Here is a 24031-nt window from a genome sequence, read left to right on the forward strand (position 1 = left end):
AGAAATATCCTCATTGTATTTTTATTCTCTGGTATCGCTGGCATGGGTTTGCAGGTATTTCAATAGCGTGCTCTCTTCCTGCTTTGTTAAACGGTAGTAGGTAGACATGGCTTTTAATCCGGCAATCCAGCCGTTGGCGTTATATTGAGTGGTGGGCGGGACGTTGTGGCAGGAGCTACAGGTGGATTTCAACATGCTCTCTGCGTATTGCCATACGGGTTGCAGACTGGCGTTGAACCCTTCCTGAGATGTCCAGGCGGTCACGCTAATCTGTTCCCACTGTTGGTGGGAGAGTGGATCTTCTTGCTGGCTAAGGACTTTTACTGCGGGTAACAGAGAATCATCCAGTACGGCGCTGAATACGCGCTTGCCGGGATATTGAGTGATCACTCTTCCCCGACCATTACTTTCACGCCAGCCGACGATTTCTATCTGAACTTGATTATCCTGATGTGCCAGTACGGTGACTTTGGTGGCAGGCATCAATTGGGCTTTACCCGCTTCACCATTGGCCATTGCAGTGAGCTTTTTATCACTCAGGGTGAACAGCTGATTACTGTCAGGTAATTGCTGAGCCTGTTGCTGAAGCTTTTTGAAATCATCACGAAAACCGCTGCTGGTATCGGGTTTACGGTGTGCAATGCCTTTATGACAGTCGATACACTGACTATCCTTTCCTGCTGCTGAAGTCATTTGTTGTGCAGCAGTGGAAGATTGTTTGCCATGATCCATGGCCTGATAGCTATGACAGGATTTACAGGCAGCGGAATTGCTTTCTGCCATACGTGACCACTCTTTATGTGCTAACTCAGCTCGTTTTGCTTCAAATTTCTCTGGCGTATCAATAGAAGGGGAGATCCATTGATAATAAATCTCACTCACTGCCTGAGTTTTGCGGACTAGTGTAGGAACTATTCCGGGCGGGATATGACAGTCTTTACATTCTGCCCGAACGCCGGAAGCGTTCTTATAATGGACACTTTGCTGATACTCTTTTGCTGCTATGCTCATGGAGTGGCAGGACAGGCAAAACTCAGTTTTGCTGGTGTAATGAATGCCCTGATAGCTTCCCCAGATCAATAACAACGTCAGTAGCGCACTGCTGAATATCAGTGATATTGTTTTTTTGTTTAGCTTACACATAGTTATCTCTCTGTTTTTTGTAAGCACGTTAACGGGGAACGGGCAGTAACAGATAGAGACAGAGAGATACTGTGGATAGGAACAGATAACACAATATGAGTAGTATCAAATTTTAGTGGGATGTATCTCCTTTATGATGCGATTATGGTTTTTTATAGGATATTAATTTGATGGAAATGGCAATTTAGCATGTTGGATATTCATCTGGACCCATCATCGGGTACTCCCTTGCAGCAGCAGATATTTCAGACAATACATCAGGCTTTACTGCAGGGAGAACTACCTGTCGGCTACCGGCTACCATCGATTCGAGAGCTATCCCGAAATTTGAATGTGGCACGTATTACCGTGGTTATGGCTTATGACAAGCTGATTCAAAATGGCTATGTTAAAAGTCGTCCAGATATTGGTTATGAGGTGGTTTTTAGCAGCGCGTTGCAGAAAGCACCTCAGCCTGTGCGTATTGAGAATGCCAGAGAGCCGGTTAAGCTGATGCCTGCCAGCGTGGGGCAAGATGTTTACTCTCCGGCTACCCCTGAACTTTATTGTCGATTAGGCGTTCCCGATCCTCATGCTTTTCCATGGCCAAGTTGGAGAAAGTGGAATAATTCAGCCAGCAATTCCAAACATCATTTACTAACCCGTTATCATTCCCCTCAGGGATTGCTCTCATTACGTACGGAACTGGTAAGATTTTTACGCCTGACCCGAGGTATTGAAACTCAACCGGAAAATGTGATTGTTATTAATGGTATTCAGGAGGGGCTGGCCTTACTGACTCAGCTTTTTATTCTCAATACCAAAGGTTGTAAAGTTGTTACTGAATCACCTTGTTATTCAGGGGCATGGCATCTATTTGACTATTATCAGGCTGAAATAGAAGCGGTAGCGGTTGATGAGCAGGGGATTCAGGTTGAGCATCTTCCTTCTGGCCCGGCTCAGCTTTGCTATGTAACACCTTCACACCAATACCCGGTTGGCGGAACGCTTCCTCTTGAGCGTCGCTGTGCTTTACTGATCTGGGCGCAGAAAAGCGGCGCCTATGTTATCGAAGACGATTACGATTCGGTATTTTCTTATAACAGTACGCCGTTACCCGCGCTGAAAGCCATGGATGAAGACGATCGGGTTATTTATATCGGTACCTTTTCTAAAACATTGGGGCCGGGTATGCGGATGGGATATATGGTGTGTCCTGATGCGATTTTGACATCCGTTCAAAATATGAAAGCGTTAAGTAACAGCGGAAGTAATTGGTTACAGCAGCAGTTTCTGGCTGACTTTATGCATGACCAGCGTTATTACAGCTATTTACGTAAATTGGAACAGGAATATGCCAATCGTCAGCGCTTATTGGTGGAGGGGTTACAGCGTATCTTTCCACAAGGGAAGATTTTAGGTGTTGAAAACGGGCTACACCTCACATTGGTATGTCCGCTGACAGTGAAGCAGGTAGCGCAGCTACGTGAACGTTGCCTGCAAGAGAATATTCGTTTTGATACGTTGGTCGAGCTGGCCAACGGTTCAGAAACGGCCTGGCTGAAAACGGTATCGTCACCGCTGCTGTTTTTTGGTTTTGGTGGGTTAAATCAGCAGCAATTGCTTCATGTACTGACCGTTATTGAACAACAGGTGGCCATACTCGAACAGGAAGCAACTGCTGAAGAGAGGGTTACAACGCCCAATATATTGCCTGTATGACACCAAAAGCAATCAGCCCGGCAATCACATCATCAATCATGATGCCAAAGCCACCGGTGCAATGATTATCAAACCAGCGGATGGGCCAGGGTTTTAGAATGTCAAAAAAGCGAAAGGTAACAAACGCGGCGATCATCCAGATAAAACCCTGAGGCAGAGCAATACAGGTGATCCACATACCAACAAACTCATCCCAGACGATGGCACCATGGTCATCCATACCGATGGCATTGGTTGCCGACTGGCAAGCCCAGACACCCAGCGCAAAGGTAAGCACCAGCATGACCAAATAGGCGGGCATTGGTAACATCTGCAACAAATAGAAGAATGGGATGGCGGCCAGAGAACCAAACGTCCCCGGTGCTTTAGGGGACAAACCGGAACCAAAACCCGTGGCGATCCAGTGCAGTGGGTTAGCGATCGATAGTTTGTATAATTCAGGTTTAATTTTGATGCTCAACGCTATAACGTCCAAATGTTTAAATGATCCGTCCTTTATTGGACTGCGAATCAGTGATAATAACGGCGAATTCTACCAGAAGATTACAGGATTTTTTCTGATTAATAATGGTGTTATCACGATTGATTATATTTATGAATATTTGACCAAATATATTAAGCACACACTTAGTGACTTCTTACTCCAAAGTAACCAGGATAAAAACATGTTAAACTGCGCGGCAGCCGCATAAGTATATTGATTGAGGGTGATGGTAGTTCGCCTTTTCGAATCAGGTAATATATTGATATGGCTTAATTAGCAATATTAATATCAACGGTTTTAAGCTAGAAATAGTCAGACAGATAGTCAGTCAGATGAATTTTTATCCGAGTGATTGGGTCTGTAACCCTTAAATTGGAAGGTAATTAATTGTATGGAAACAACATCATTAGGATTCCCTATTGAGACCGTTTTAGTCTTTATTGGTATTGCACTGGCTGCAATTTTTATTGACTTATATGCACACCGTAAAGATACGGTATTGAGTTTAAAAAGTGCAGTACTTTGGTCGATCTTTTGGATTGTTACTGCCTTGATTTTTGGCGGTTATCTGTATATTCATCATGGTGAAAATGTTGCCAGCCTTTACATTACTGGCTATGTACTGGAGAAGGCGCTGTCGGTTGATAACCTGTTTGTGATGATGGCTATCTTCTCATGGTTTGCTGTACCTGATGTTTATCGCCATCGCCTGTTATATTGGGGAATCATTGGTGCCATTGTCTTCAGGGCTATTTTTGTCGTGATTGGCACCGGGTTGCTGGTGCTGGGGCCTTGGGTTGAAATACTGTTTGCCGTTATCGTTGCTTTTACCGGGGTAATGATGTTGCGCAGTGGTGGGGATGACGATGAGATTGAGGATTACTCATCACATTTCGCCTACCGTTTTGCCAAAAAGCTGTTCCCTACTTATCCGAAGCTGTCAGGTAATCGTTTTTTACTTAATCAAAAAGAGCTGGATGCCGAATTGATTAAACCAGAAAACGCAGATTTAGTCGGTAAGATTGGTAAAGGTATATTTTATGCAACGCCACTGTTTTTGTGTGTTGTGGTGATTGAGTTAAGTGATGTTATGTTTGCCTTCGATTCTGTACCGGCGGTGATTGCTGTTAGTCGGGAGCCACTGATTGTATACAGTGCAATGATGTTTGCGATTTTAGGCCTTCGTACTCTGTATTTTGTTTTAGAAGCCATGAAACAATATTTGGTGCATTTAGAAAAAGCGATTATTGCGTTGCTATTCTTTATTGCGGCAAAACTGGCATTAAATGCTTCTGCACACTTGTTTGGTCATGGATATTCGATCGATCCAACAACCAGTTTGTTTATTGTGCTGGGGATGTTAGCGCTGGGTATATTGGCCAGCCTGATTTGGCCGGGAAAAGCTGAAAGCGATTCAGAAGCAACGTCTTAATATATTATTGCAGAATTAGAACAGCATAAAACAGGGCGAAATTATTCGCCCTGTTTTATTGATATGGTTAAAGCATTTCTAACGGTTTTTTCCGCGACGGCGGAGGGAAAGCCGCATCCAGCGTAACGTAATCTTCATGTTCCAGATGAATACTTAAACTACCAATATTCTCTATCATATGTTCAACGGTAGAGGCTTTAGGGATAGTAATAATATTGTGATCACGTAATACCCACGCCAGGGCAATTTGCGCCGGTGTGGCGTGATGACGTTTTGCCACTTCCACCAGAGCAGGATGTTCCAGCAAACGAGCTTGTTCAATGGGCGAATAGGCCATAACCGGCATACTATTGCTACGGCACCATGGCAGCAGATCGTATTCAATTCCCCGACGGGAGAGGTTATACAAGACCTGATTGGTAGCAACGCGCTCATTGTCCACAATGGTCATCAGCTCTTCCAGATCGTCAACATCAAAGTTGCTGACGCCCCACTGGCCGATTTTTCCTTGTTCTACCAGGTCTTCTAAGGCGTTAATCGTCTCTTCCAGTGGAATGTGGCCTCGCCAGTGTAGTAAATAGAGGTCAATATATTCGGTGCCCAAACGCTTTAAGCTGCCTTCACAGGCAGCAATCGTGCCTTGAGCACTGGCATTACCGGGAAGCACTTTACTCACCAGAAACACGTCGTCACGGCAGCCTTTAATTGCTGCCCCAACCACCCGCTCCGCACCACCATCAGCATACATCTCTGCGGTATCAATCAGCGACAAACCCCGTTCAATACCATGACGCAGGGTTTGAACTTCGCGTTGAATATCGGAGCCGCGCTCCCCCATAAACCAGGTACCCTGACCAAATACCGGGACATCGTCCCCGCTAGGCAAAGTGATATAACGCATATGCTCTCTGGTCATGCAATCAACCTCCAGTTAATGAAAATTAATGGCGTGTTCCGTTATCATCCTCATCCATAGGGTATTCGCCGTCGTCGTCCTCATCATCGCTACCGTTAGGATCTTCAAAGTAGGTACCCCAACCGTCGTAATTAATATCGTAGCGATCCGCCAGCTTGATAAGCTGTTCAACTTGTTTATCAATGATATCAGCGTTAAGAGAAACTTCACTGATCACGTCACAACAAAGAACGATTAAGCCATCTTCTACTTCTAACTCTTCCGGCTCGGTCACTTCATAGCCGAGTTTAAAGGCTTCTACTGCTGCTTTCTCCAGCGTGTCGAAATCTTCCGCGGAGAGGTGATGCTCGATAGCGTACAGCGCATCAGGATCGCTACCGTCTTCCAGCAGCTCTTCAATAATCAAGCGAGTTTCTTCACGTTGTTCTTCCAGCAGGATACTTAGTTCGTCATTAGCCATGATATTTTTCCCATTAGGATGGTCAGTTAGCGGTATTCTCACATAGTGCAACCGGTAGCTCCACAGGAAAGAGAAAGTTTTCTTTATTATCAGGTTGATTGTGAATATTGATTCATATAAATTGATTATTAATTCAATTTATCACCATATCTTATATTTAAGCTCAGGGAGACAGCCCCATGCCTCAGTTCTATCAGCGTCATCTGCTTCGGTTACTTGATTTTAGCCCAAATGAAATTGCCGCATTGTTGGCTTTGTCCGCCAAACTTAAAAAAGATAAGAAAAGTGGAACTGAGCAACCGCTGCTGAACGGTAAGAACATTGCATTAATCTTTGAGAAAGACTCAACCCGCACACGCTGCGCTTTTGAAGTGGCGGCTGTTGATCAGGGGGCGAGAGTAACTTATCTTGGCCCGAGCGGGAGCCAGATTGGTCATAAAGAATCAATTAAAGATACTGCCCGGGTATTAGGGCGTATGTATGACGGTATTCAGTATCGTGGTTTTGGTCAGAAGATTGTTGAAACTTTGGCAGAGTATTCTGGCGTTCCGGTATGGAACGGCCTGACGGATGAATTTCATCCTACCCAGATTTTGGCCGATCTGTTGACTATGCAGGAACACTCTCCACAAAAATCGCTGTCTCAGATTAAGTTCGCCTATTTAGGGGATGCCCGCAACAATATGGGGAACTCTTTGTTGGAAGGGGCGGCATTAATGGGAATGGATATACGACTGGTGGCACCAAAAGCTTGTTGGCCACAGGAGTCACTGGTTGAGAGCTGTCAGGCGATAGCGAAAAAGACCGGTGCCCGTATCACTCTGACAGAAAATGTTGCTCAGGGTGTTGAAGGGGTTGATTATCTGTATACCGATGTTTGGGTGTCGATGGGCGAGCCCAAAGAGGTATGGAAAGAGCGTATTGCTTTACTCAAGCCTTATCAGGTTAATCAGGCCATGATTGAGCTAACTCACAATCCACAGGTGAAGTTTCTGCACTGCCTGCCCGCGTTTCATGACGATCAAACTGTCATGGGTAAACAGATGGCGGAACAGTATGGATTGCATGGTGGTATGGAGGTCACTGACGAGGTATTTGAATCGGTGCACAGTGTGGTGTTTGATCAGGCGGAAAACCGGATGCATACCATTAAGGCGGTGATGGTGGCGACGTTGGTACACTCATATTAATTTTTTGTCGGACAGGTAAGAATTTAGTTGGGAGCTGGTTTCGTCCACTAATAGTGCAGAGTCTAAATTGCCTATCGTGCAAGTGGCCGAGTTAAGGGGGTTGGCGAACTCCTTTAACAATCCCGCGCTTTCGCACCCGAATTCAGGTCGCCTGTGGCGACTACTCTCCGCCTTCGTTCGGGTTTACGCACCGGCGCTGATTCGGTTTATTCGCCTCATCCATGAGGCTCACCCCTACGGGGCCAGCACGTTGTGCTGTTCAAAATTGCTCCTGCAATTTTGTCCGGCGAAGCAGCGCCTCGACCAACATCCATGTTGGTCGTGCTCCCTCACTCAGTTGTCGGCTGAATTCCAGTGCTCAACAAATAGATCAAGGGATAAGGGCGAAAAGCGATACCAAAAATTACCATCACCCCATCTTATGCCAATCGGCAACCAAACAGGGCGATTCTGTATTGATGGCTTTACAGTGCGCTCACCAACATTTTAACCACTGCCTTACGAACGTGAGCAGGTTTGCCAACGGCGCACAGGGGTTTGTGTACTTCACCAGGATAGAAAACGACAAAGTCTCCTTCTTGCATAATCATCTGTTTTTCTTGTTCGCCAGAAGGCAAAAAGGCGATGTCTTTATCTGCCAGCCAGTTATCAGTAGGCGTACCAGCGGGTAGATTACTGAATACCATGCCTTCTTCGCCTTTCAATACGATTTGAATATCCAGATAGCGTTCATGATACTCCGCGCGGCGGTTTTGTAGCTCATCGGTACTATCGTTGGAAATCAGGACAAATACATTGTTGCCATCAATGTCATGCTTACCTAATGGCGTATCGTTAGTGATATTGCTTTTAATGTATTCGATAGCCTGTTTCAGCTTGGCTGGCAGGTAAGGGACAAGATCTAAATGGTGAATGTTTCCGGTAATCATGGTTATTCCTTTTGAAAAATGAAATGCTGTTTCATATTCTATTATGTCCGGAGGATAAGCAAAGTATTTTATTGTCAATAGTGGACGCTTATCACATTAGTATGATGTGTTGGATAGTTAAGAATTATTGGATTTACTTTCTTTGCTTAGCGGCTTATGGTGCATCTTTCTGTAAGCGCCTTATAATGACCGGCGTGATTGATCTCAATATGACAAAAACGACACTTATAAACTAAGGAGAATCCATGTCCCACATTATTAATACTGACAAAGCACCAGCGGCAATTGGTCCGTACGTACAGGGCGTAGATTTGGGCAGTATGATTATCACATCAGGTCAGCTTCCTATCGATCCTAAAACAGGCGCATTTCCTGAGGATGTCGCGGCTCAGGCTCGTCAATCTTTAGAAAACGTGAAAGCAATTGTGGAAGCGGCTGGTCTGAAAGTGGCTGATATTGTAAAAACCACCGTATTCGTTAAAGATTTAAATGACTTCGGCACGGTTAATGCGGCGTATGAAGCCTTCTTTAAAGAGAATAACGCACCATCATTTCCGGCGCGTTCTTGTGTAGAAGTGGCTCGTTTACCAAAAGATGCAAAAGTAGAAATCGAAGTTATTGCCGTTCGTCGCTAATACTCAGCGATAATGCTATCACCGGTAAGATTCTTTTATTATCAGAATCCTACCGGTTCAAGTCTCTCTATCAGTATTCCTTAATGAGATAGCCCTGACGAGGTGTCGGCGGGAAATTTCACGCCGGTCAGTGCACGTATCTCTGTCAATATCCGCGATGTACTACGCGAAACAGGAATACCGGCATGGTCAATACACTGTCGTTCAATCAAGCCGGCAAATACAGTTGCTTCGTAGAACATGGTGTTTTCATGCTGCGGTAGGGAGATATCCTGCGGCTGGCCGCCCCGGGGAGTATAGATAATCTTTTGACACTCGGAAATTTTCTCTATCACCAGCGTTCCATCTTCACCCTGAATCTCACTGGGAATATCAGAATTACTGACTTTAGAATGGAACAGAACGACATCAAAATAGCCATAGTTCATCCACACCGTGCCGTGACCATCTACCCCGGACTCCAGTAATTCTGCGTTGGCATCTAATCCTTTCGGTTCTCCAAACAGGCTAATAGCACTGGCCAGACAGTAGTAACCGATATCCATGATCGAACCGTTAGAAAAAGCAGGATTAAAGGTGTTAGGGTTTTCACCATCGAGGTAACGTTGGTAGCGAGAAGAGTACTGGCAATAGTTAATAAATACTTTACGCACTTTGCCAATACGCAGCAGCATTTGCTGTAACAGAATAAAGTTAGGCAACCAGGCAGTTTTAAACCCTTCAAACAGGACGACCTGGTGCTTATTAGCACAAGCTATCAGGGTTTCTACTTCTTGAATGTGTGAAGCCAGAGGCTTCTCGCATATCACATGCTTATGATGTTGTAGCATGAGGAGAGCTTGTGAATAGTGAAAGGAATTAGGACTGGCAATATATACCGCATCTATCTCCGGGCTTTCGGCCAATGCCTGAAGATCGTCAAACAGCAGGGTTACCTGATTAGGTTCAGCAAAACAGCGCGCACTTTCCAGCGAACGGGAGTACACCGCGGTAAGTTTTAGCTTTCCGGTAGCATGTGCAGCGTCAATAAAACGTTGGGTAATCCAGTTGGTTCCAATAACAGCAAATCGAATCATAATGTGCCCCATTCCAGCTGAGGGTTAATTTTATCCCGCAATCTGGCGACGACAATGACTGACGATGAGTACAAAAGCCAGATTCAGGGGAAGAAGGTTCGAATTAACGATGCGACAGGGATCCCTTAAGTATATTACTTAAGGGATCGATTGGTTACCGTTTATGTGCGGTTTTTTTATCTTTCGGTGTTGCGGATGGACGGCCCATAATGGATTGATAGACTTTAAAGCGACCGGTTTGAGCTAACACTTCATGACTGCCAAAGGTAGCGTCCAGAAGATCAGGGTAAGGCAGGAAGGCGTTCGCGACGATACACAAACGGCCTCCCAGTTGTAGATGTTTTGTCGCCCCACGGATCAGCGATTCAGCGGCGGTCAGATTGGTTTGCAATCCATCATGAAACGGCGGGTTGGAGATAATAAAATCAAAACGGCCTTCAATATCAGAGAATACATCGCTGGCAATCACTTTTGCTTGTAATCCATTAGCGCTGATAGTGGCTTTACTGGATTCAAGTGCAGCTGCGTTGACATCACTTAAGGTCAGATTGATATCCGGATTTTCATGGGCAAGTATCGCCGATAGCACGCCAGCACCGCAGCCTACATCCAGCACTTTGCCCTTTACATTTTCCAGTGCAGAAAGCAGTAACTGACTGCCTACATCAAATCCATCACGGCTGAATACACCCGGCAATGTTTTTACTATTACATCATCAACCTGATATTCATCCCACCATTGAGATACATCGAATTGAGCCTGACGTTCTGAACGGAAATGATAGAGGCTACAGCGACGAGCACTATCAATTTTGGCGATAGGGCCAAAATCTGCCAGCAGAGTTTCGGCGCTGCGTACGCCGCTGCGGTTTTCACCAACGATAAACAGATCGGTACCAATCGGTAATTGGTTGAGCAGGGCATTTAATTGAAATTGTGCTTCCTGCTTGCTTTTAGGCCAGTAGAAAACCAGGGTATCGCAGCCATCAATCAGTTCTGGTGGTGGCAATAAACTAAATTGAGCCTTATCACCCAGAGTACGGGCGAGTTGGCGCCAGTGGTGATATTGGGAACAGTGAACCCGAACTTCTTTTGCCTCAAACTGGCAGGGAAGATCGTCTTGTAGATCGCCGGCAAACAGTACGCGGCGTTCGGTAAACTCATCGGTATGGCGCAGCATCACTTCACTGGCCGGGCAAAAAGCGGACATAGTATTCTCCTGTGAGGCAGGCGGATAAATCAGTTATGGAAATGCCTCAAATGGTATTTGCGCCGAATTATAGAGCTTTATTGGCGGTTATTCGATGGGTTTGCTAGCATAGCGCAGCTTAATTCTGAAATTGATAGCGAGTAGTGGGTATTCATGACGACATCACGGCGTGACTGGCAACTGGAACAAATGGGCATCAGGCAGTATCAACTGAGGCGTCCGGCTGCGTTGCAGGGGGAAGTTGCTATGGTTTTGCCCGCTAACCTCAAAGTGATTCTGCTAGCAGAGACGTTACCTGCGCTTTCTTCTCCTTTGATGCAGGATATCTTGCGAGCCATGTTACTTTCGGTGGAGCAGATTTATTGCCTGACACCTGAACAGGCCATGATGGTGCCGGAAGATACCCGTTGCGTATTCTGGCTGATGGGCGTGGCGCAATGTCCGGATTTACCCGCTGCTCTGGCTGAGTTACCTGTATTAAGTACCCCAACGCTGCCTGAACTGGCGGATAATCCTGAAGCAAAACGTACCTTATGGCAGCAGATTTGTCGCAATGAATACCATTTCCTTTCTCAAGCCGAATGATTTACCGGAAGTCTGGCAGATTGAACAGGCAAGCCATGCTTTTCCCTGGACAGAAAAAACGCTAAACAGTAATCAGGGTGATCGCTACCTGAATCTGAAGTTAAGCGTTGATAACACGATTGCTGCTTTTGCCATCACCCAGGTGGTGCTTGACGAGGCAACGTTATTTAATATTGCAGTTCATCCTGACTTTCAGCGTCGAGGACTGGGGCGAGAACTGCTGCAATATTTGATCAATGAGTTAATTCAACGGGACGTAATGACTCTGTGGCTGGAGGTTCGTGCATCCAATCTGGCTGCTATTGAGCTGTATCGTGCGTTTGATTTTAATGAAGTGACGGTGCGAAAAGGTTATTACCCGACAGCGGATGGGCGAGAAGATGCTGTAATTATGGCGTTAACGCTGTAGTTATCAGCCATTGCTAAAAATTGAAAGCGCGGATTGGTTTACCCGCCCGCGCTTTTTTGTTTATTGCCTGAACGCTAAGCTATTTTACCAATAGTGAGTTTTCTACTGAACGCACACCAACGACGGTTTTAGCGACATCTTCCGCGGCGTTGGACTCATCTTTAGAGCGTACGAAGCCACTTAACTGCACCTGCCCTTTAAACGTGGTGACGGTAATTTGGGTGGAACGAATGGTTTTTTCACCTAAAAGCGCGGCTTTTACTTTCGTGGTAATCACTGAGTCATCAATATATCCACCGGTACCTTCAGTTTTCGCCGTAGGTGAACAACCGGCGACTGCGATGGTCATGATAATGGCACCCAGCAGGGCTGCAAGTGACTTTGCAATCTTCATCCTTTCTACTCCTTAGTGGTTGATGGGCATATTTTTCAAAAGCGTTTACCTGAAGCGAATACGCTAATCTAACGCCAGTTAAACCGTTCACGTATTACGGAAAATGCTGTTTATATATAATAGCAAATTTAATAACTCAATATATTGAAAGCTAATTTTTTATATCAGTGAGTAATTGATAATCAATCATATCAGTAATAATGATTGGAATAGGGAATGACTGCTGTCAGTGTTATATCTTCCCCGGAAGGGATAAAGGTCTGGTCTCAACAGAACCAGACCTTTGTCTGTTTAAGGAGTGGTTTTTGCGGGTGCAGCAGCCTTTTCGGCACCATCATTTGTGCCATTTACTGTGAATCGACTTTGGTCATGCAGGAACGTGTAAGAACTATCGGTAAATAGTTGTTCAGTTGATACGTCAGATAAGGTAAATGTCAGGGTTTTAGCATTTTCCCAGTTTAGTGGTGCAAAAGAAGCCGGTACTTTTTTGCCATCAGGAAACGTCTGATATACCCCAACCATATAGCCGGAAAGCGTATTATCTCCACGATTGATAGTAACCGATATATCAAAATCCATTTTATTCATGGCATTTTTTTGCGCCTTACGAATACGTTCGATTAAATCTTTATTTAATACGATTCCGGCCAGTGTTCGATGTTTTTTAGATGACACAATATAAATATCGGTATCTGCCATGTTAGTCGGTTCATCCATTGAGCCTACATCAACCGGAATAGCAAAATCGGCATAGGAGCTAAACTGCTTGGTATAGCACTCGGTAAATTGAGCATTGCGGAAAATAGTTGGAACCTGAGCTTTAAGATCGGTAAGGCTTTTGGATTCTTTACGTGAATCTTCATGGCTGGAACATGCAGGCACTTCAAAACTTAGCTTTCCTGAAACCGCTTTGTGGGTACTGGACATAAGATCGTTAAGATCTACTGTGGTGTTCATATCAACTTTACATCCTGATAAAAGTAACCCCACCGCCACGACAGGCACTATTTTTTTCATTTCGAATCCCCATTAATAGATAATTAACTCATGTCACTACTATTTTTATGGCGATACTATCCCAGAAATAAAAAACAGCATATGAGCCTTGAACGAAAATGTGGCTTAACGCAAAGACTATATAATGGCCTTTCATTCAGTATTACTGTAAAGAGAATGGTTGGGTTTTTTGTATCCTTCCGATAGCCATCTGTGTAAAATCCTCCCCATTGCACCTATCAGAAAACTATTTCATGTACATACTGTTGTACATATCTGAGAACTAAATACATGAAAGATACTTCAAGAGCCGCAGAAATAGCGTGCCGACGCACGTTTGCGATTATTTCTCACCCCGATGCGGGTAAAACAACCATTACTGAAAAAGTTCTGTTGTTCGGACAGGCGATTCAGACTGCCGGTACGGTAAAAGGGCGTGGTTCTAACCAACATGCCAAATCCGACTGGATGGAAATGGAAAAGCAGCGTGGTATTTCGATTACTACCTCGGTAATGCAGTTCCCGTATAAAGAGTGTCTGGTAAACCTGCTGGATACCCCAGGGCATGAAGACTTCTCTGAAGATACCTACCGTACTCTGACGGCCGTTGACTGCTGTTTGATGGTTATCGATGCGGCAAAAGGTGTAGAGGATCGTACCCGTAAGCTGATGGAAGTCACCCGTCTGCGCGATACGCCAATTTTAACCTTTATGAACAAGCTGGATCGGGATATTCGCGATCCTATGGAGCTGTTGGATGAGGTAGAGAGTGAACTGAAAATTATGTGTTCACCGATCACCTGGCCTATCGGCTGCGGTAAGTTGTTTAAAGGGGTTTACCACTTATATAAAGATGAAACCTATCTGTATCAAAGTGGTAAAGGCCATACCATTCAGGAAGTTCGGATTGTGAAAGGGCTGAATAATCCTGAACTGGATGCAGCGGTGGGTGAAGATTTAGCTGCACAGCTGCGCGAAGAGTTGGAGCTGGTACAAGGCGCTTCCCATGAATTTGAACTGGAGTCTTTCCTGGCGGGTGAATTGACGCCGGTATTCTTTGGTACTGCGTTGGGTAACTTTGGTGTAGACCATATGCTGGACGGTTTGGTTGACTGGGCTCCGGCACCAATGCCGCGTAAAACCGATGTGCGGGAAGTCTCCGCCACGGAAGAGAAGTTTTCCGGTTTTGTCTTTAAGATTCAGGCCAATATGGATCCGAAACACCGCGATCGTGTAGCTTTTATGCGAGTGGTGTCAGGTACTTACGAGAAAGGAATGAAACTACGTCAGGTTCGTTTAGGTAAAGATGTGGTTATTTCTGATGTGTTGACGTTTATGGCCGGTGACCGTTCTCATGTGGAAGAGGCTTATCCGGGCGACATTATCGGTCTGCATAACCACGGTACCATTCAAATCGGTGATACTTTCACTCAGGGTGAAGATATGAAATTCACCGGTATTCCAAACTTTGCTCCTGAACTGTTCCGCCGTATCCGCCTGAAAGATCCATTGAAGCAGAAGCAGTTGCTTAAAGGGCTGGTACAGCTTTCTGAAGAGGGCGCGGTTCAGGTCTTCCGACCAATCGCTAATAATGACCTGATTGTTGGTGCCGTTGGGGTACTTCAGTTTGATGTGGTCGTCGCTCGCCTGAAAAGTGAATATAACGTAGAAGCGATTTATGAATCAGTGAACGTTTCTACCGCTCGCTGGATTGAATGCAGTGATGCGAAAAAGCTGGAAGAGTTTAAGCGTAAGAATGAGTTGAACGTTGCTTTAGATGGTGGTGAGAACCTGAGCTATATTGCGCCAACCATGGTTAACCTGAATCTGACTCAAGAGCGTTACCCGGATATCGTATTCCGTAAAACCCGTGAGCATTAATAGTGATAGTTAGTCTCTGATTTCACTATTTTAGTGCAGTGTGAAGGCCTGACGTTTTACGTCGGGCTTTTTTTATGCTGTTTAACCAGTATTTAACTTTGTAATTATAAGCATGATTACAAAAATTTTGTGATCTATACAACAGTTTACCGAGGGTGTTCTATAGTTATACAGGTAGCCAATCGCATATTTAAGGCCAATATTTAACAGATTATATTAAGGTGTTGCTGATAGGTGACAGTTAGCGTCCAATTAATTCAATGAGTTATAATTTTTTGTTATTTAAATGTTATTAATACATTGAATTTGTCGCTAAAAAACAACACTTTCATGCTTTGTTATATGCCACGTTGTCAATAATCTATTGATTTATCATCATTTCAACTGATGTGGCCCAATAATTGCAACGCTATTCACGTTTATTGGCTAATTGTATCGTGCAGTTAGCCGATATAACCAGATAAGTCACTAACCAGTGATTTGATTTATCTGTTATTCCTGTATTTAAACCTAAAGGTAATCATCAATGAAAAATGTACCCTTAGCACGTTCTTTGATCGCCATAGTATTCAGTACGGTTGTTGTCAGCGGGAGCGCATGGGCTGAAGAAACCGTGGCAACTAAGGCCGAAAATGCCGTTGAAAAAGTCAGTACATCCATTGATAAGTCGGTTGATAAAGTCGGTTCCTCTATCGATAACTCGATGAAGAAAGTCGATAACTTTATGGGTGACAGCACGATTACGGCAAAAGTAAAAAGCGCGTTATTAGATCATAAGAGCATCGAAAGTACACATATCTCCGTTGAGACTACCGGTGGTGTCGTCACCCTGAGTGGTTTTGTCACCAGTACTGAACAGATGACCCAGGCCAATGAAGTGGTAGAAAAGGTCGAGGGGGTGAAATCTGTTAGCAACAAACTTCAGGTACAAGAAGATAAAAGCGGTACGGTAGAGGGCTATGTAAGTGACTCTGCGATTACCAGCGAAGTTAAAGCCAAGTTACTGGCGGATAAAATCGTCCCTTCTCGCAAAATCAAAGTTGAAACCAGCGAAGGGGTGGTATTACTGACCGGTAATGTTGATAAACCGGCTCAGGCTAAACAGGCTGAAAGTATTGCTAAACAAGTAAAAGGCGTTAAAACCGTGAAAAACGATTTGGTTGTAAAACACTAACCGTTAAGATGGTGCAGTAAAGCGTGTTAACGCTTTACTGCCAGTCTGACTGAGGAGCTATTATGATGAATAGTGATATTATTCTGGGCAGACTAAAGCAGTGGAAAGGCTCTATCCGGCTCTGGTGGGCTGAAATGGCCGGTATAGAAGATGAATTTTTTGCCGGAAACAGTGACTGGCTCTCGGGAATTCTGCAAGAAGATTACGGAAAAGAGCAAGAAAGGGTATCCTCTGAGTCGAGAACCCATCATTAAAAATTAGAAGGTTAGTATTTGGGAAACAGAATACCTGTCACTCTGGGATGTAAAGAACCATTGATCCATAAGCCGGAAAGACCAGGCAAAATTGCACTGGTTTGTGAGGGCGGAGGACAGCGGGGGATTTTTACAGCCGGAGTACTGGATCAGTTTCAACGAACAGGCTTCGATCCCTTTGACTTGATGATTGGTACCTCCGCGGGAGCACAAAATTTGTCGGCCTATATTTGTGGTCAGGCAGGTTATGCTCGCCGGGTTATCGTTCGCTATTCCACCTCACCGTTATTTTTTAATCCCATTCGCTTTGCTCGTGGCGGACATATGATTGATATTGATTGGCTGATCGATACTGTCACTGAACAAATGCCGCTAAATATGACTTATGCACTCGAGCGTATGGCAAAAGGGCGGGAGTTTTACATGTGCGCCTGCCGCGGTGATGATTTTACACCAACCTATTTTCCTGCCGAGCAGCAAAGCTGGTTACAGGTACTGAAGGCTTCCAGCGCTATTCCCGGATTTTATCGTGCCGGAATAGAAATTGATGGTGTCTACTATATGGATGGCGGCATCAGTGATGCTGTTCCGGTAGAAGAAGCCTATCGACGGGGAGCGGATACCATTGTGGTCATCAGAACCGTTCCATCGCAGGTCTACTATACTCCTGCCTGGATGAAACATATGGAGCGCTGGTTTCCTGACGATACCAGTCTGCCTCAAACGTTGCGCATTCTTCATCAGCATGAAGTGAGCTATACCCGTACTCAACAGTTTATTGAGAACCCACCTGATGGCGTGCAGATTTTAGAGATATTTCCGCCGAAGCCATTGGCCAGCAAAGCCTTAGGCAGTCGAATTGCCTCACTGAATCGGGATTACCACTTGGGCAAACAATGTGGCCGCTATTTTCTGGCTACCCTTGGGCGTTCTTTACTGCGTTATGAAGAGCTAAAACAAAAGAACACCACGAATATTCTTTCTCGTCCACGACAGACTGATATGATAAGTCCGCAATAATTCGATTTTCCTATTGTGGAGGTTGTGTGACGCCCGTATTTATTGATACCCATTGCCACTTTGATTTCCCCCCTTTTGTTCATCATGAACAGGAAAGCCTGACATTAGCCGCAGAGTCTGGCGTTGAGCGCATTATCGTTCCGGCCGTCACCAGTGAAATGTTTGATGGGATAATTCAACTTACCCGTCAGTTTTCGGCAATTTATGGCGCGTTAGGCTTACATCCCCTGTATATCGACTCACATCGGGAAGAAGGGCTACAGCAGTTAGCACAGCTGTTGGAGCAAAATGATGGCAAAATTGTTGCAGTGGGAGAGATAGGGCTGGATGACTATATGGAAACGCCGCAGTCTGAACGACAATTATGGCTGTTATCGGAGCAGCTTAAACTGGCAAAACGCTTTGATTTGCCGGTAATTCTGCACTCTCGTCGTACTCATGATAAGTTAGCCAGCGTATTAAAGCAGCATCCGTTACCTCGTACTGGTGTCGTACATGGTTTTTCCGGCAGTTTGTCTCAGGCACAGGCCTTTATTCGGCAGGGCTATTCTATTGGCGTTGGCGGAGTTATTACCTATGAACGAGCACAGAAAACCCGCAAAGTCATGGCGCAACTGCCGTTAACATCACTGGTGTTGGAAACGGATGCACCGGATATGCCGCTGTCAGGATTTCAGGGACAACCTAACCGCCCTGAGCGGGTTAAATTGGTATTTGAGCAGCTATGTCAACTGCGAAGTGAGTCCGCCAGTGAGATTGCGCAGCAGCTGTATATCAATAGTGTTACGCTGTTTCGCTGCGGTTAACGATAAGGCCTCTTTTTGTGTGGGCGTTTCTTTTTATGCGCCCGGTGTACTGGTTTTTGTGTTTCCGAATCCGGGTGAGAGGCTTCTTTTGATTCAGAATCTCCGGCAGTTAACAGATAGGGTGATTTTTTCCATCCGCTACGTTGTTGCATTAATAATGTACGACCCAGAATAATACCTATCACCATAGCTAACAGTAACATCAGACGTAGCATATTGGTGGTATTGTCCACCTGCTCCGATTCCGTTGCCAGTATATGGGTATCCAGCGTCAGGCGGATAAACCCCAATGGCCCCTCCTTGCTATTAATCATTTCTACGATCTGCTGATTGAAATAGCTACCGGGGCGCTGTCCGTCAAGGGCAAGGCGGTCGCGAACGCTGGTACCATCACCCTGTTGGGCAATCAGCGTACCATCTACCTGATATACGGAAGCATCAAGGATCCGGCTATGTTCTGTCAGATGTTGTAGAATACTCTTGATTTTTTGGTCATCGATACCGTCGACCGGGCCATCTAACAGTGGCGCAAGGGTAAATGTCACCTGCTTTGCCAACGTGCGGGCAAGCTCCTGAGATTGTTTCGCTTGTGCTGCCTGACTGTTTAAGCTGAAATAGGAAACACCCTGCATCAGGGCGACTAATAACGCCAGACAGAACAGAACAATAACAATGCGATGTAGGTGAAATTTGAATTTAAGCCGTTTGGTCATGCAACTACCTTATGTGCCGAAGATGTTTTATGTTGCCAGAACTCTATTCATTAGGATAGCTTGGAACGCTGTTTTGCCATTGAAACCATTTTTTTGTGCAAAGAAGCCTCGTTTTTAAGGAGTTGTAGCATGCCAATTAGCCTGACCTATAGCGATTTACCCGCGGAAATAGACTGCTGGCCGGGGTTGCCACTGTCATTGAGTGGTGACGAGGTCATGCCGCTTGACTATTGGGCCGGTCATACTGGCTGGCTACTGTATGGTAAAGGATTAGATAAACAGCGTTTATCTCAGTTTCAACGCAGGCTTTGTGAACCGCTGGTGGTGGTTTCCGCCTGGACGGTGGAAGAGTATCAGGTGATACGTCTGGCTGGCGTGTTATCCACTAAAGCGAAGAAGATCGCAGAAGAGTATCAGTTTGATGTCGCCCAAATGGGGAATTTGCCATCATTACGTTCACCGGGATTACTGGTGATGGATATGGACTCTACCGCTATTGAAATTGAGTGTATTGATGAAATCGCCAAGCTGGCTGGCGTTGGTGAGCAGGTTGCCGAAGTTACTGAACGTGCAATGCGTGGTGAGCTGGATTTCGCTGCCAGTTTACGCCAAAGAGTCGCGACACTGAAAGATGCGGATTCCGCTATTCTTGAGCAAGTCAGAGAAGGATTACCGCTGATGCCAGGGTTAACCACACTGGTGGAAAAGTTGCATGAGGCAGGCTGGCACGTGGCAATTGTTTCCGGTGGATTCACCTATTTTGCCGACTATTTAAAAGAGAAGCTGGATCTGGTGTCGGTTTCTGCCAATCAGCTTGGTATTAAACAGGGTAAGCTGACCGGTAAAGTCACCGGCCCTATTGTAGATGCCAAATTTAAGGCGCTTAAACTACAGCAACTGGCAGAAGAGTTGTCGATTCCAATGGAGCAAACGGTGGCCATTGGTGACGGTGCTAATGACCTGAAAATGATTAAAGTAGCGAGTTTGGGGATTGCCTATCACGCGAAGCCGAAGGTGTACTCTAAAGCGAAGGTAGGGATTCGGTTTGCGAACTTGCTGGGGGTGTTGTGTATTTTGTCGGCGAGTCAGAATCATGAGGGGAAATAACATAATATCTTCTCTTGCGTAGGTTTCGACCGCTTTAGGTGAGATGTTTTGGTTCGAAATTGTGCGGCGGCCGAGCAAGGGGCGTTAGGGCGAACGCCCCCTGCACCCCCGCGCCTTCGCACACGAATTCAGGTCGCCTGACGGCGACTTCCCTCCGCCTTCATTCGGGTTTACGCACCGGCGCAGAGCCGCTCCCTACGTCGCTGCGCCTCGCCAAACCTCCCTGTTTGGCGTGCTACCCTCTTTCAGTTGTCGGCTGAATTCCAGTGCTTATTGATAAGGTCAAGGACTAAGGACTAAGGACTAAGGACTAAGGACTAAGGACTAAGGACTAAGGGTCAAGGTCAATGGCGGACGTGTTTTTTGTTTTTTTATTGTATGAACTGTTTTGGGATATTTTGAGGTAATTATGGCGAAGCCAGCGAAACGAGCGTTTGTATGTAATGAGTGTGGTGCGGATTATCCGCGCTGGCAGGGGCAGTGTAGTGCTTGTAATGCCTGGAACAGTATTACTGAGATTCGTCTTGCGGCCGCCTCTTCATCTCGTTCTGACCGTTTTTCTGGCTATGCCGGGGAAGGTGGGGTTAGTAAGGTTCAGAAGCTGTCGGATATTAGTCTGGAAGAGCTTCCTCGTTTTTCTACCGGTTTTAAAGAGTTTGATCGGGTGTTGGGCGGTGGTGTGGTGCCGGGCAGCGCGATCCTGATTGGTGGTAATCCGGGGGCGGGTAAGAGTACTTTGTTGCTGCAAACCATGTGTAAGCTGGCCAGCCAAATGAAGACCCTGTACGTCACCGGGGAAGAGTCGTTACAGCAGGTAGCGATGCGTGCCCATCGTCTTGGTTTGCCAACGGAACATTTGCAGATGCTGTCGGAAACCAGTATTGAACAGATTTGCCTGATTGCAGAGCAAGAGCAACCTCGTCTGATGGTGATTGACTCTATTCAGGTGATGCATATGGCGGATATACAGTCTTCTCCGGGCAGTGTGGCTCAGGTAAGAGAGAGTGCCGCTTATTTAACCCGTTTTGCCAAGACCAAAGGTGTCGCCATTATTATGGTGGGCCACGTCACCAAAGATGGTTCGTTAGCTGGGCCTAAAGTACTGGAGCACTGTATTGATTGCTCGGTACTGTTAGATGGTGATTCAGATTCCCGTTATCGCACGATGCGCAGCCATAAAAACCGTTTTGGTGCGGTTAATGAGCTGGGGGTTTTTGCCATGACGGAACAAGGGTTGAAAGAGATTAATAACCCATCGGCTATTTTTCTTAGCCGTGGGGATGAGATTACCTCCGGCAGCTCGGTGATGGTGCTTTGGGAAGGGTCACGGCCTCTGTTAGTGGAAATTCAGGCGCTGGTGGATCACTCTATGCTGTCCAATCCTCGTCGGGTAGCGGTTGGCCTTGAGCAGAACCGGGTTGCACTGTTACTGGCGGTACTTCACCGCCACGGCGGTTTGCAAATGGCGGATCAGGATGTGTTTGTGAACGTGGTGGGGGGAGTTAAGGTGACGGAAACCAGTGCGGATCTGGCGCTGTTGCTCTCTCTGGTTTCCAGCCTGCGAGATCGCCCGTTGCCGGAAGATTTAGTGGTGTTTGGTGAAGTCGGACTAGCAGGTGAAATTCGTCCGGTTCCCAGCGGTCAGGAGCGTATTTCTGAGGCATCAAAACATGGTTTTAAACGCGCTATTGTTCCTCATGCAAATGTGCCGAAAAAAAGTATTCCTAATATGCAGGTGTTTGGGGTGAAGAAGCTGTCGGATGCATTGAGTGTGTTGGAGGATCTTTGATGGGGCCGATAGGTGTTATTTCTTTATTTCAGCGGATATTCCGGCCGTAAAAGCTATGCACTAATATCGGCTGTGTGCTCGGCCGGGAGGGCTAGATACTTGGCTTTTGTGTGCTTCATAGTTAAGGATAAATTGTTTACCGACCGCTATCGGTGCCGATATAAGCACCATGTTTTTACGGTCGGAATATGCATAGTTGCTGATTTATTAGGCTGATTAGCAGTTCCAAGGGGCGCAAAGCGCCCCTTCTTATTATTAGGTCAGGCGTAATCCACCAGCGGACTTAACTTCTTCAATAGCGGATCGAAGTATTGATTTACCTGCTTGTAGACTTCTCCATTCAGTTCATTGTAGAAACGGTGATTTTCCATATCGGGCGTAAATGTGTCCCCCATACGTACCAGTTTTTGGGTTGCCTGTTCGTAGTTGTTAAAGGCGCCTACGGCTATGCCGGCGTTAATGGCGCATCCTACCGAGGCAGAGCCTTTCATCACGTTTCTGCTGGTTGGAATGCCAAATACATCAGCGAAGATTTGCATAAACAGATCGCTGTTAGCGCCTCCGCCGGAGATGATCAGGCGTTTAAACGGCGTGTTGAGTTCCTTGGCCATCTTATCCATATGATTTTTCATAGTGAAAGCAATGCCTTCCAGTACCGAGCGATACATATGGGCACGAGTATGACGGCCATCAAAACCCATCATGACACCTTTACGGAATTCGGCTTCTGATGGTGGTGCCCAGTCGTGAATAGTGAGCAAACCTTCGCAACCAGCAGGGACTTTTGAGGCTTCCATATTGAGCAGTTCTTCAATGCTGACGCCGGTTTTATCGGCATCTGCCAGAGCCGACTCGCCAAACTGATCGCGGAACCAACTAATAGTCCACATCCCACGGCGAACCCCCATGCACTCATACAGATAGCGTCCGGGAATGGAAGCCTGGAACGGCCAGAAATTCTGAGCGTCTTTCACATTAGCATGACCATGAACCATGGCACCGATATAAGTACCCAGAGAAATCAGGGCTACGCCTTCATCCAGTGAGCCAGCGCCTAATGCTTCAACCGCTTTATCATGGGCAGTAGCGACTACCGGAATACCGGCAGGTACGCCAATTTGTTTTGCCGCCAGTTCAGATACATAACCCAGAATTTCTCCCGGTTTTACTACTTCCAGTACGTTTTCTCGCGTCAGATTACAGCTCTTCCAGGCTGCGGGGTCGGTACTCCAGTTCAGCGTATCGTTATCCATCGGCCACCAGCCAATATAGTTGGCGCAGGTATCTTTAAACTCTCCCGTCAGGCGATGGGTAATATAACCAGAGGTCGTGGTGACATAACGCACGCCTTTATAGGCATCAATGTACTCATAAGGTTTGTTTAAACGCTTATCCATCCAGTTAATGACCGGATAGGCCAGTTCGCCATTCTCTTTTAGCAGCACCCGACAACAGCGAATAATGCATACGCCCATTGCCAGAATATCTTCTGCTTTTCGGCCTGCCTGGGAGAATTCTGCCATAGCCCGTTGAAAGGCCAGTTTTAAAGAATCCCAAAGGTCATCGTCCGGATGTTCTGCCAGTAAAGGTGCGGGAATGTCCATTTTGCGCAGCGCCTGTTTTCCTTCGCTAACCACATTACCCTGAAGGTCGAATATCACCACTTTGGCACTTTGGGTTCCAACGTCGACACCCATCAAATATTTGTCACTCATTTCTTAACCTCG

At 46.0% G+C, this 24031-nt stretch carries 23 protein-coding genes and 1 pseudogene; 13 read left to right on the forward strand and 11 right to left on the reverse strand.

What is annotated here, in order from left to right:
* Window positions 1-21: 21 nt before the first annotated feature.
* Window positions 22-1143, reverse strand: a complete 1122-nt coding sequence (locus I2494_RS05540) for a NapC/NirT family cytochrome c (RefSeq protein WP_218466112.1) — start codon at window positions 1141-1143, stop codon at window positions 22-24.
* A gap of 189 nt (window positions 1144-1332) precedes the next feature.
* Between I2494_RS05540 and pdxR the strand changes: the two genes are divergently transcribed.
* Window positions 1333-2844 carry a MocR-like pyridoxine biosynthesis transcription factor PdxR gene (pdxR, locus tag I2494_RS05545; protein ID WP_218466113.1) on the forward strand — a complete coding sequence of 504 codons (1512 nt, stop codon included), beginning with the start codon at window positions 1333-1335 and terminating at the stop codon, window positions 2842-2844.
* Here the strand turns inward: pdxR and I2494_RS05550 are convergent.
* On the reverse strand, window positions 2816-3304 hold the full coding sequence (locus I2494_RS05550; RefSeq protein WP_267081221.1) for a phosphatidylglycerophosphatase A family protein: 489 nt from the start codon (window positions 3302-3304) through the stop codon (window positions 2816-2818). The two genes, pdxR and I2494_RS05550, sit on opposite strands and share 29 nt — an antisense overlap.
* A 415-nt stretch (window positions 3305-3719) precedes the next feature.
* Here I2494_RS05550 and I2494_RS05555 point away from each other — a divergent pair, with 415 nt between their 5' ends.
* On the forward strand, window positions 3720-4760 hold the full coding sequence (locus I2494_RS05555; RefSeq protein ID WP_218466114.1) for a TerC/Alx family metal homeostasis membrane protein: 1041 nt from the start codon (window positions 3720-3722) through the stop codon (window positions 4758-4760).
* Window positions 4761-4827: 67 nt separating this feature from the next.
* Here the strand turns inward: I2494_RS05555 and I2494_RS05560 are convergent, their stop codons facing one another.
* Together I2494_RS05560 and rraB are read right to left on the reverse strand one after the other, a co-directional pair.
* Window positions 4828-5676, reverse strand: coding sequence for an aldo/keto reductase (locus tag I2494_RS05560; protein ID WP_218466115.1), 849 nt, complete (start codon window positions 5674-5676; stop codon window positions 4828-4830).
* A 25-nt stretch (window positions 5677-5701) separates the two neighbouring features.
* On the reverse strand, window positions 5702-6136 hold the full coding sequence (rraB, locus tag I2494_RS05565) for a ribonuclease E inhibitor RraB (RefSeq protein ID WP_218466116.1): 435 nt from the start codon (window positions 6134-6136) through the stop codon (window positions 5702-5704).
* A 179-nt stretch (window positions 6137-6315) separates the two neighbouring features.
* On the opposite strand from rraB, the gene argF reads away from it, so the two are divergent.
* Window positions 6316-7326: an ornithine carbamoyltransferase gene (gene argF, locus I2494_RS05570; protein ID WP_218466117.1), complete on the forward strand. Its 1011-nt coding sequence runs from the start codon at window positions 6316-6318 to the stop codon at window positions 7324-7326.
* A 464-nt stretch (window positions 7327-7790) separates the two neighbouring features.
* On the opposite strand, the gene I2494_RS05575 is transcribed toward argF, so the two are convergent.
* Entirely contained in the window at window positions 7791-8255 is a 465-nt protein-coding gene (locus I2494_RS05575; RefSeq protein ID WP_218466118.1) for a YhcH/YjgK/YiaL family protein, read from the reverse strand.
* 245 nt (window positions 8256-8500) lie between these two features.
* On the opposite strand from I2494_RS05575, the gene ridA reads away from it, so the two are divergent.
* Window positions 8501-8890 carry a 2-iminobutanoate/2-iminopropanoate deaminase gene (gene ridA / locus I2494_RS05580; RefSeq protein WP_140919089.1) on the forward strand — a complete coding sequence of 130 codons (390 nt, stop codon included), beginning with the start codon at window positions 8501-8503 and terminating at the stop codon, window positions 8888-8890.
* A gap of 80 nt (window positions 8891-8970) precedes the next feature.
* Here ridA and I2494_RS05585 read toward each other — a convergent pair whose 3' ends face one another.
* Window positions 8971-9966: a Gfo/Idh/MocA family protein gene (locus I2494_RS05585; RefSeq protein WP_218466119.1), complete on the reverse strand. Its 996-nt coding sequence runs from the start codon at window positions 9964-9966 to the stop codon at window positions 8971-8973.
* Between the two features lie 154 nt (window positions 9967-10120).
* Window positions 10121-11176 carry a 16S rRNA (guanine(1207)-N(2))-methyltransferase RsmC gene (gene rsmC / locus I2494_RS05590; protein WP_218466120.1) on the reverse strand — a complete coding sequence of 352 codons (1056 nt, stop codon included), beginning with the start codon at window positions 11174-11176 and terminating at the stop codon, window positions 10121-10123.
* Between the two features lie 153 nt (window positions 11177-11329).
* Here rsmC and I2494_RS05595 point away from each other — a divergent pair, with 153 nt between their 5' ends.
* Complete coding sequence (locus I2494_RS05595; protein WP_218466121.1) at window positions 11330-11761, forward strand: DNA polymerase III subunit psi; 432 nt, start codon at window positions 11330-11332, stop codon at window positions 11759-11761.
* Window positions 11730-12170, forward strand: a complete 441-nt coding sequence (gene rimI, locus I2494_RS05600) for a ribosomal protein S18-alanine N-acetyltransferase (protein ID WP_218466122.1) — start codon at window positions 11730-11732, stop codon at window positions 12168-12170. The genes I2494_RS05595 and rimI overlap by 32 nt, the downstream gene beginning before the upstream one ends.
* A gap of 79 nt (window positions 12171-12249) precedes the next feature.
* On the opposite strand, the gene I2494_RS05605 is transcribed toward rimI, so the two are convergent.
* Together I2494_RS05605 and I2494_RS05610 are read right to left on the reverse strand one after the other, a co-directional pair.
* Window positions 12250-12564 carry a BON domain-containing protein gene (locus tag I2494_RS05605; protein ID WP_218466123.1) on the reverse strand — a complete coding sequence of 105 codons (315 nt, stop codon included), beginning with the start codon at window positions 12562-12564 and terminating at the stop codon, window positions 12250-12252.
* Between the two features lie 291 nt (window positions 12565-12855).
* On the reverse strand, window positions 12856-13581 hold the full coding sequence (locus I2494_RS05610; RefSeq protein WP_218466124.1) for a DUF7424 family protein: 726 nt from the start codon (window positions 13579-13581) through the stop codon (window positions 12856-12858).
* A gap of 270 nt (window positions 13582-13851) precedes the next feature.
* Here I2494_RS05610 and prfC point away from each other — a divergent pair, with 270 nt between their 5' ends.
* The 5 genes and pseudogenes from prfC (at window position 13852) to I2494_RS05635 (ending at window position 18695) form a co-directional block, all read left to right on the forward strand.
* Window positions 13852-15441 (forward strand): peptide chain release factor 3, encoded by a 1590-nt coding sequence (prfC, locus tag I2494_RS05615; RefSeq protein ID WP_218466125.1) that lies wholly within the window; start codon window positions 13852-13854, stop codon window positions 15439-15441.
* A gap of 526 nt (window positions 15442-15967) precedes the next feature.
* Entirely contained in the window at window positions 15968-16615 is a 648-nt protein-coding gene (osmY, locus tag I2494_RS05620; protein WP_218466126.1) for a molecular chaperone OsmY, read from the forward strand.
* Between the two features lie 62 nt (window positions 16616-16677).
* On the forward strand, window positions 16678-16869 hold the full coding sequence (locus I2494_RS05625; RefSeq protein ID WP_407657864.1) for a CsbD family protein: 192 nt from the start codon (window positions 16678-16680) through the stop codon (window positions 16867-16869).
* Between the two features lie 18 nt (window positions 16870-16887).
* Window positions 16888-17829, forward strand: a pseudogene (locus I2494_RS05630) (patatin-like phospholipase family protein); the annotation flags it as partial.
* Window positions 17830-17915: 86 nt separating this feature from the next.
* Entirely contained in the window at window positions 17916-18695 is a 780-nt protein-coding gene (locus tag I2494_RS05635) for a TatD family hydrolase (protein ID WP_218466128.1), read from the forward strand.
* On the opposite strand, the gene I2494_RS05640 is transcribed toward I2494_RS05635, so the two are convergent.
* Entirely contained in the window at window positions 18692-19408 is a 717-nt protein-coding gene (locus tag I2494_RS05640; RefSeq protein WP_218466129.1) for a YtjB family periplasmic protein, read from the reverse strand. The genes I2494_RS05635 and I2494_RS05640 overlap by 4 nt on opposite strands.
* 129 nt (window positions 19409-19537) lie before the next feature.
* Between I2494_RS05640 and serB the strand changes: the two genes are divergently transcribed.
* Entirely contained in the window at window positions 19538-20515 is a 978-nt protein-coding gene (gene serB, locus I2494_RS05645; protein ID WP_218466130.1) for a phosphoserine phosphatase, read from the forward strand.
* A gap of 409 nt (window positions 20516-20924) precedes the next feature.
* The gene (gene radA / locus I2494_RS05650) at window positions 20925-22304 is read left to right on the forward strand and encodes a DNA repair protein RadA (RefSeq protein WP_218466131.1); all 1380 of its coding nucleotides are present in this window, start codon (window positions 20925-20927) and stop codon (window positions 22302-22304) included.
* Between the two features lie 260 nt (window positions 22305-22564).
* On the opposite strand, the gene I2494_RS05655 is transcribed toward radA, so the two are convergent.
* Entirely contained in the window at window positions 22565-24019 is a 1455-nt protein-coding gene (locus I2494_RS05655) for an FGGY-family carbohydrate kinase (protein ID WP_218466132.1), read from the reverse strand.
* Between the last annotated feature and the right edge of the window lie 12 nt (window positions 24020-24031).

The sequence above is a fragment of the Limnobaculum allomyrinae genome (genome assembly GCF_016649425.1).
Classification (GTDB): domain Bacteria; phylum Pseudomonadota; class Gammaproteobacteria; order Enterobacterales; family Enterobacteriaceae; genus Limnobaculum; species Limnobaculum allomyrinae.

Bases quoted from the DNA above. Each gene is read 5' to 3' on its own strand.
- I2494_RS05605 (WP_218466123.1), bottom strand. From the start codon at position 12,564: ATGAAGATTGCAAAGTCACTTGCAGCCCTGCTGGGTGCCATTATCATG.
- ridA (WP_140919089.1), top strand. From the start codon at position 8,501: ATGTCCCACATTATTAATACTGACAAAGCACCAGCGGCAATTGGTCCG.
- serB (WP_218466130.1), top strand. From the start codon at position 19,538: ATGCCAATTAGCCTGACCTATAGCGATTTACCCGCGGAAATAGACTGC.
- osmY (WP_218466126.1), top strand. From the start codon at position 15,968: ATGAAAAATGTACCCTTAGCACGTTCTTTGATCGCCATAGTATTCAGT.
- I2494_RS05560 (WP_218466115.1), bottom strand. From the start codon at position 5,676: ATGACCAGAGAGCATATGCGTTATATCACTTTGCCTAGCGGGGACGAT.
- I2494_RS05555 (WP_218466114.1), top strand. From the start codon at position 3,720: ATGGAAACAACATCATTAGGATTCCCTATTGAGACCGTTTTAGTCTTT.
- I2494_RS05625 (WP_407657864.1), top strand. From the start codon at position 16,678: ATGATGAATAGTGATATTATTCTGGGCAGACTAAAGCAGTGGAAAGGC.
- rimI (WP_218466122.1), top strand. From the start codon at position 11,730: ATGAATACCATTTCCTTTCTCAAGCCGAATGATTTACCGGAAGTCTGG.
- rraB (WP_218466116.1), bottom strand. From the start codon at position 6,136: ATGGCTAATGACGAACTAAGTATCCTGCTGGAAGAACAACGTGAAGAA.
- argF (WP_218466117.1), top strand. From the start codon at position 6,316: ATGCCTCAGTTCTATCAGCGTCATCTGCTTCGGTTACTTGATTTTAGC.
- I2494_RS05610 (WP_218466124.1), bottom strand. From the start codon at position 13,581: ATGAAAAAAATAGTGCCTGTCGTGGCGGTGGGGTTACTTTTATCAGGA.
- pdxR (WP_218466113.1), top strand. From the start codon at position 1,333: ATGTTGGATATTCATCTGGACCCATCATCGGGTACTCCCTTGCAGCAG.
- I2494_RS05595 (WP_218466121.1), top strand. From the start codon at position 11,330: ATGACGACATCACGGCGTGACTGGCAACTGGAACAAATGGGCATCAGG.
- I2494_RS05585 (WP_218466119.1), bottom strand. From the start codon at position 9,966: ATGATTCGATTTGCTGTTATTGGAACCAACTGGATTACCCAACGTTTT.
- I2494_RS05540 (WP_218466112.1), bottom strand. From the start codon at position 1,143: ATGTGTAAGCTAAACAAAAAAACAATATCACTGATATTCAGCAGTGCG.
- I2494_RS05655 (WP_218466132.1), bottom strand. From the start codon at position 24,019: ATGAGTGACAAATATTTGATGGGTGTCGACGTTGGAACCCAAAGTGCC.
- rsmC (WP_218466120.1), bottom strand. From the start codon at position 11,176: ATGTCCGCTTTTTGCCCGGCCAGTGAAGTGATGCTGCGCCATACCGAT.
- I2494_RS05575 (WP_218466118.1), bottom strand. From the start codon at position 8,255: ATGATTACCGGAAACATTCACCATTTAGATCTTGTCCCTTACCTGCCA.
- prfC (WP_218466125.1), top strand. From the start codon at position 13,852: ATGAAAGATACTTCAAGAGCCGCAGAAATAGCGTGCCGACGCACGTTT.
- I2494_RS05640 (WP_218466129.1), bottom strand. From the start codon at position 19,408: ATGACCAAACGGCTTAAATTCAAATTTCACCTACATCGCATTGTTATT.
- radA (WP_218466131.1), top strand. From the start codon at position 20,925: ATGGCGAAGCCAGCGAAACGAGCGTTTGTATGTAATGAGTGTGGTGCG.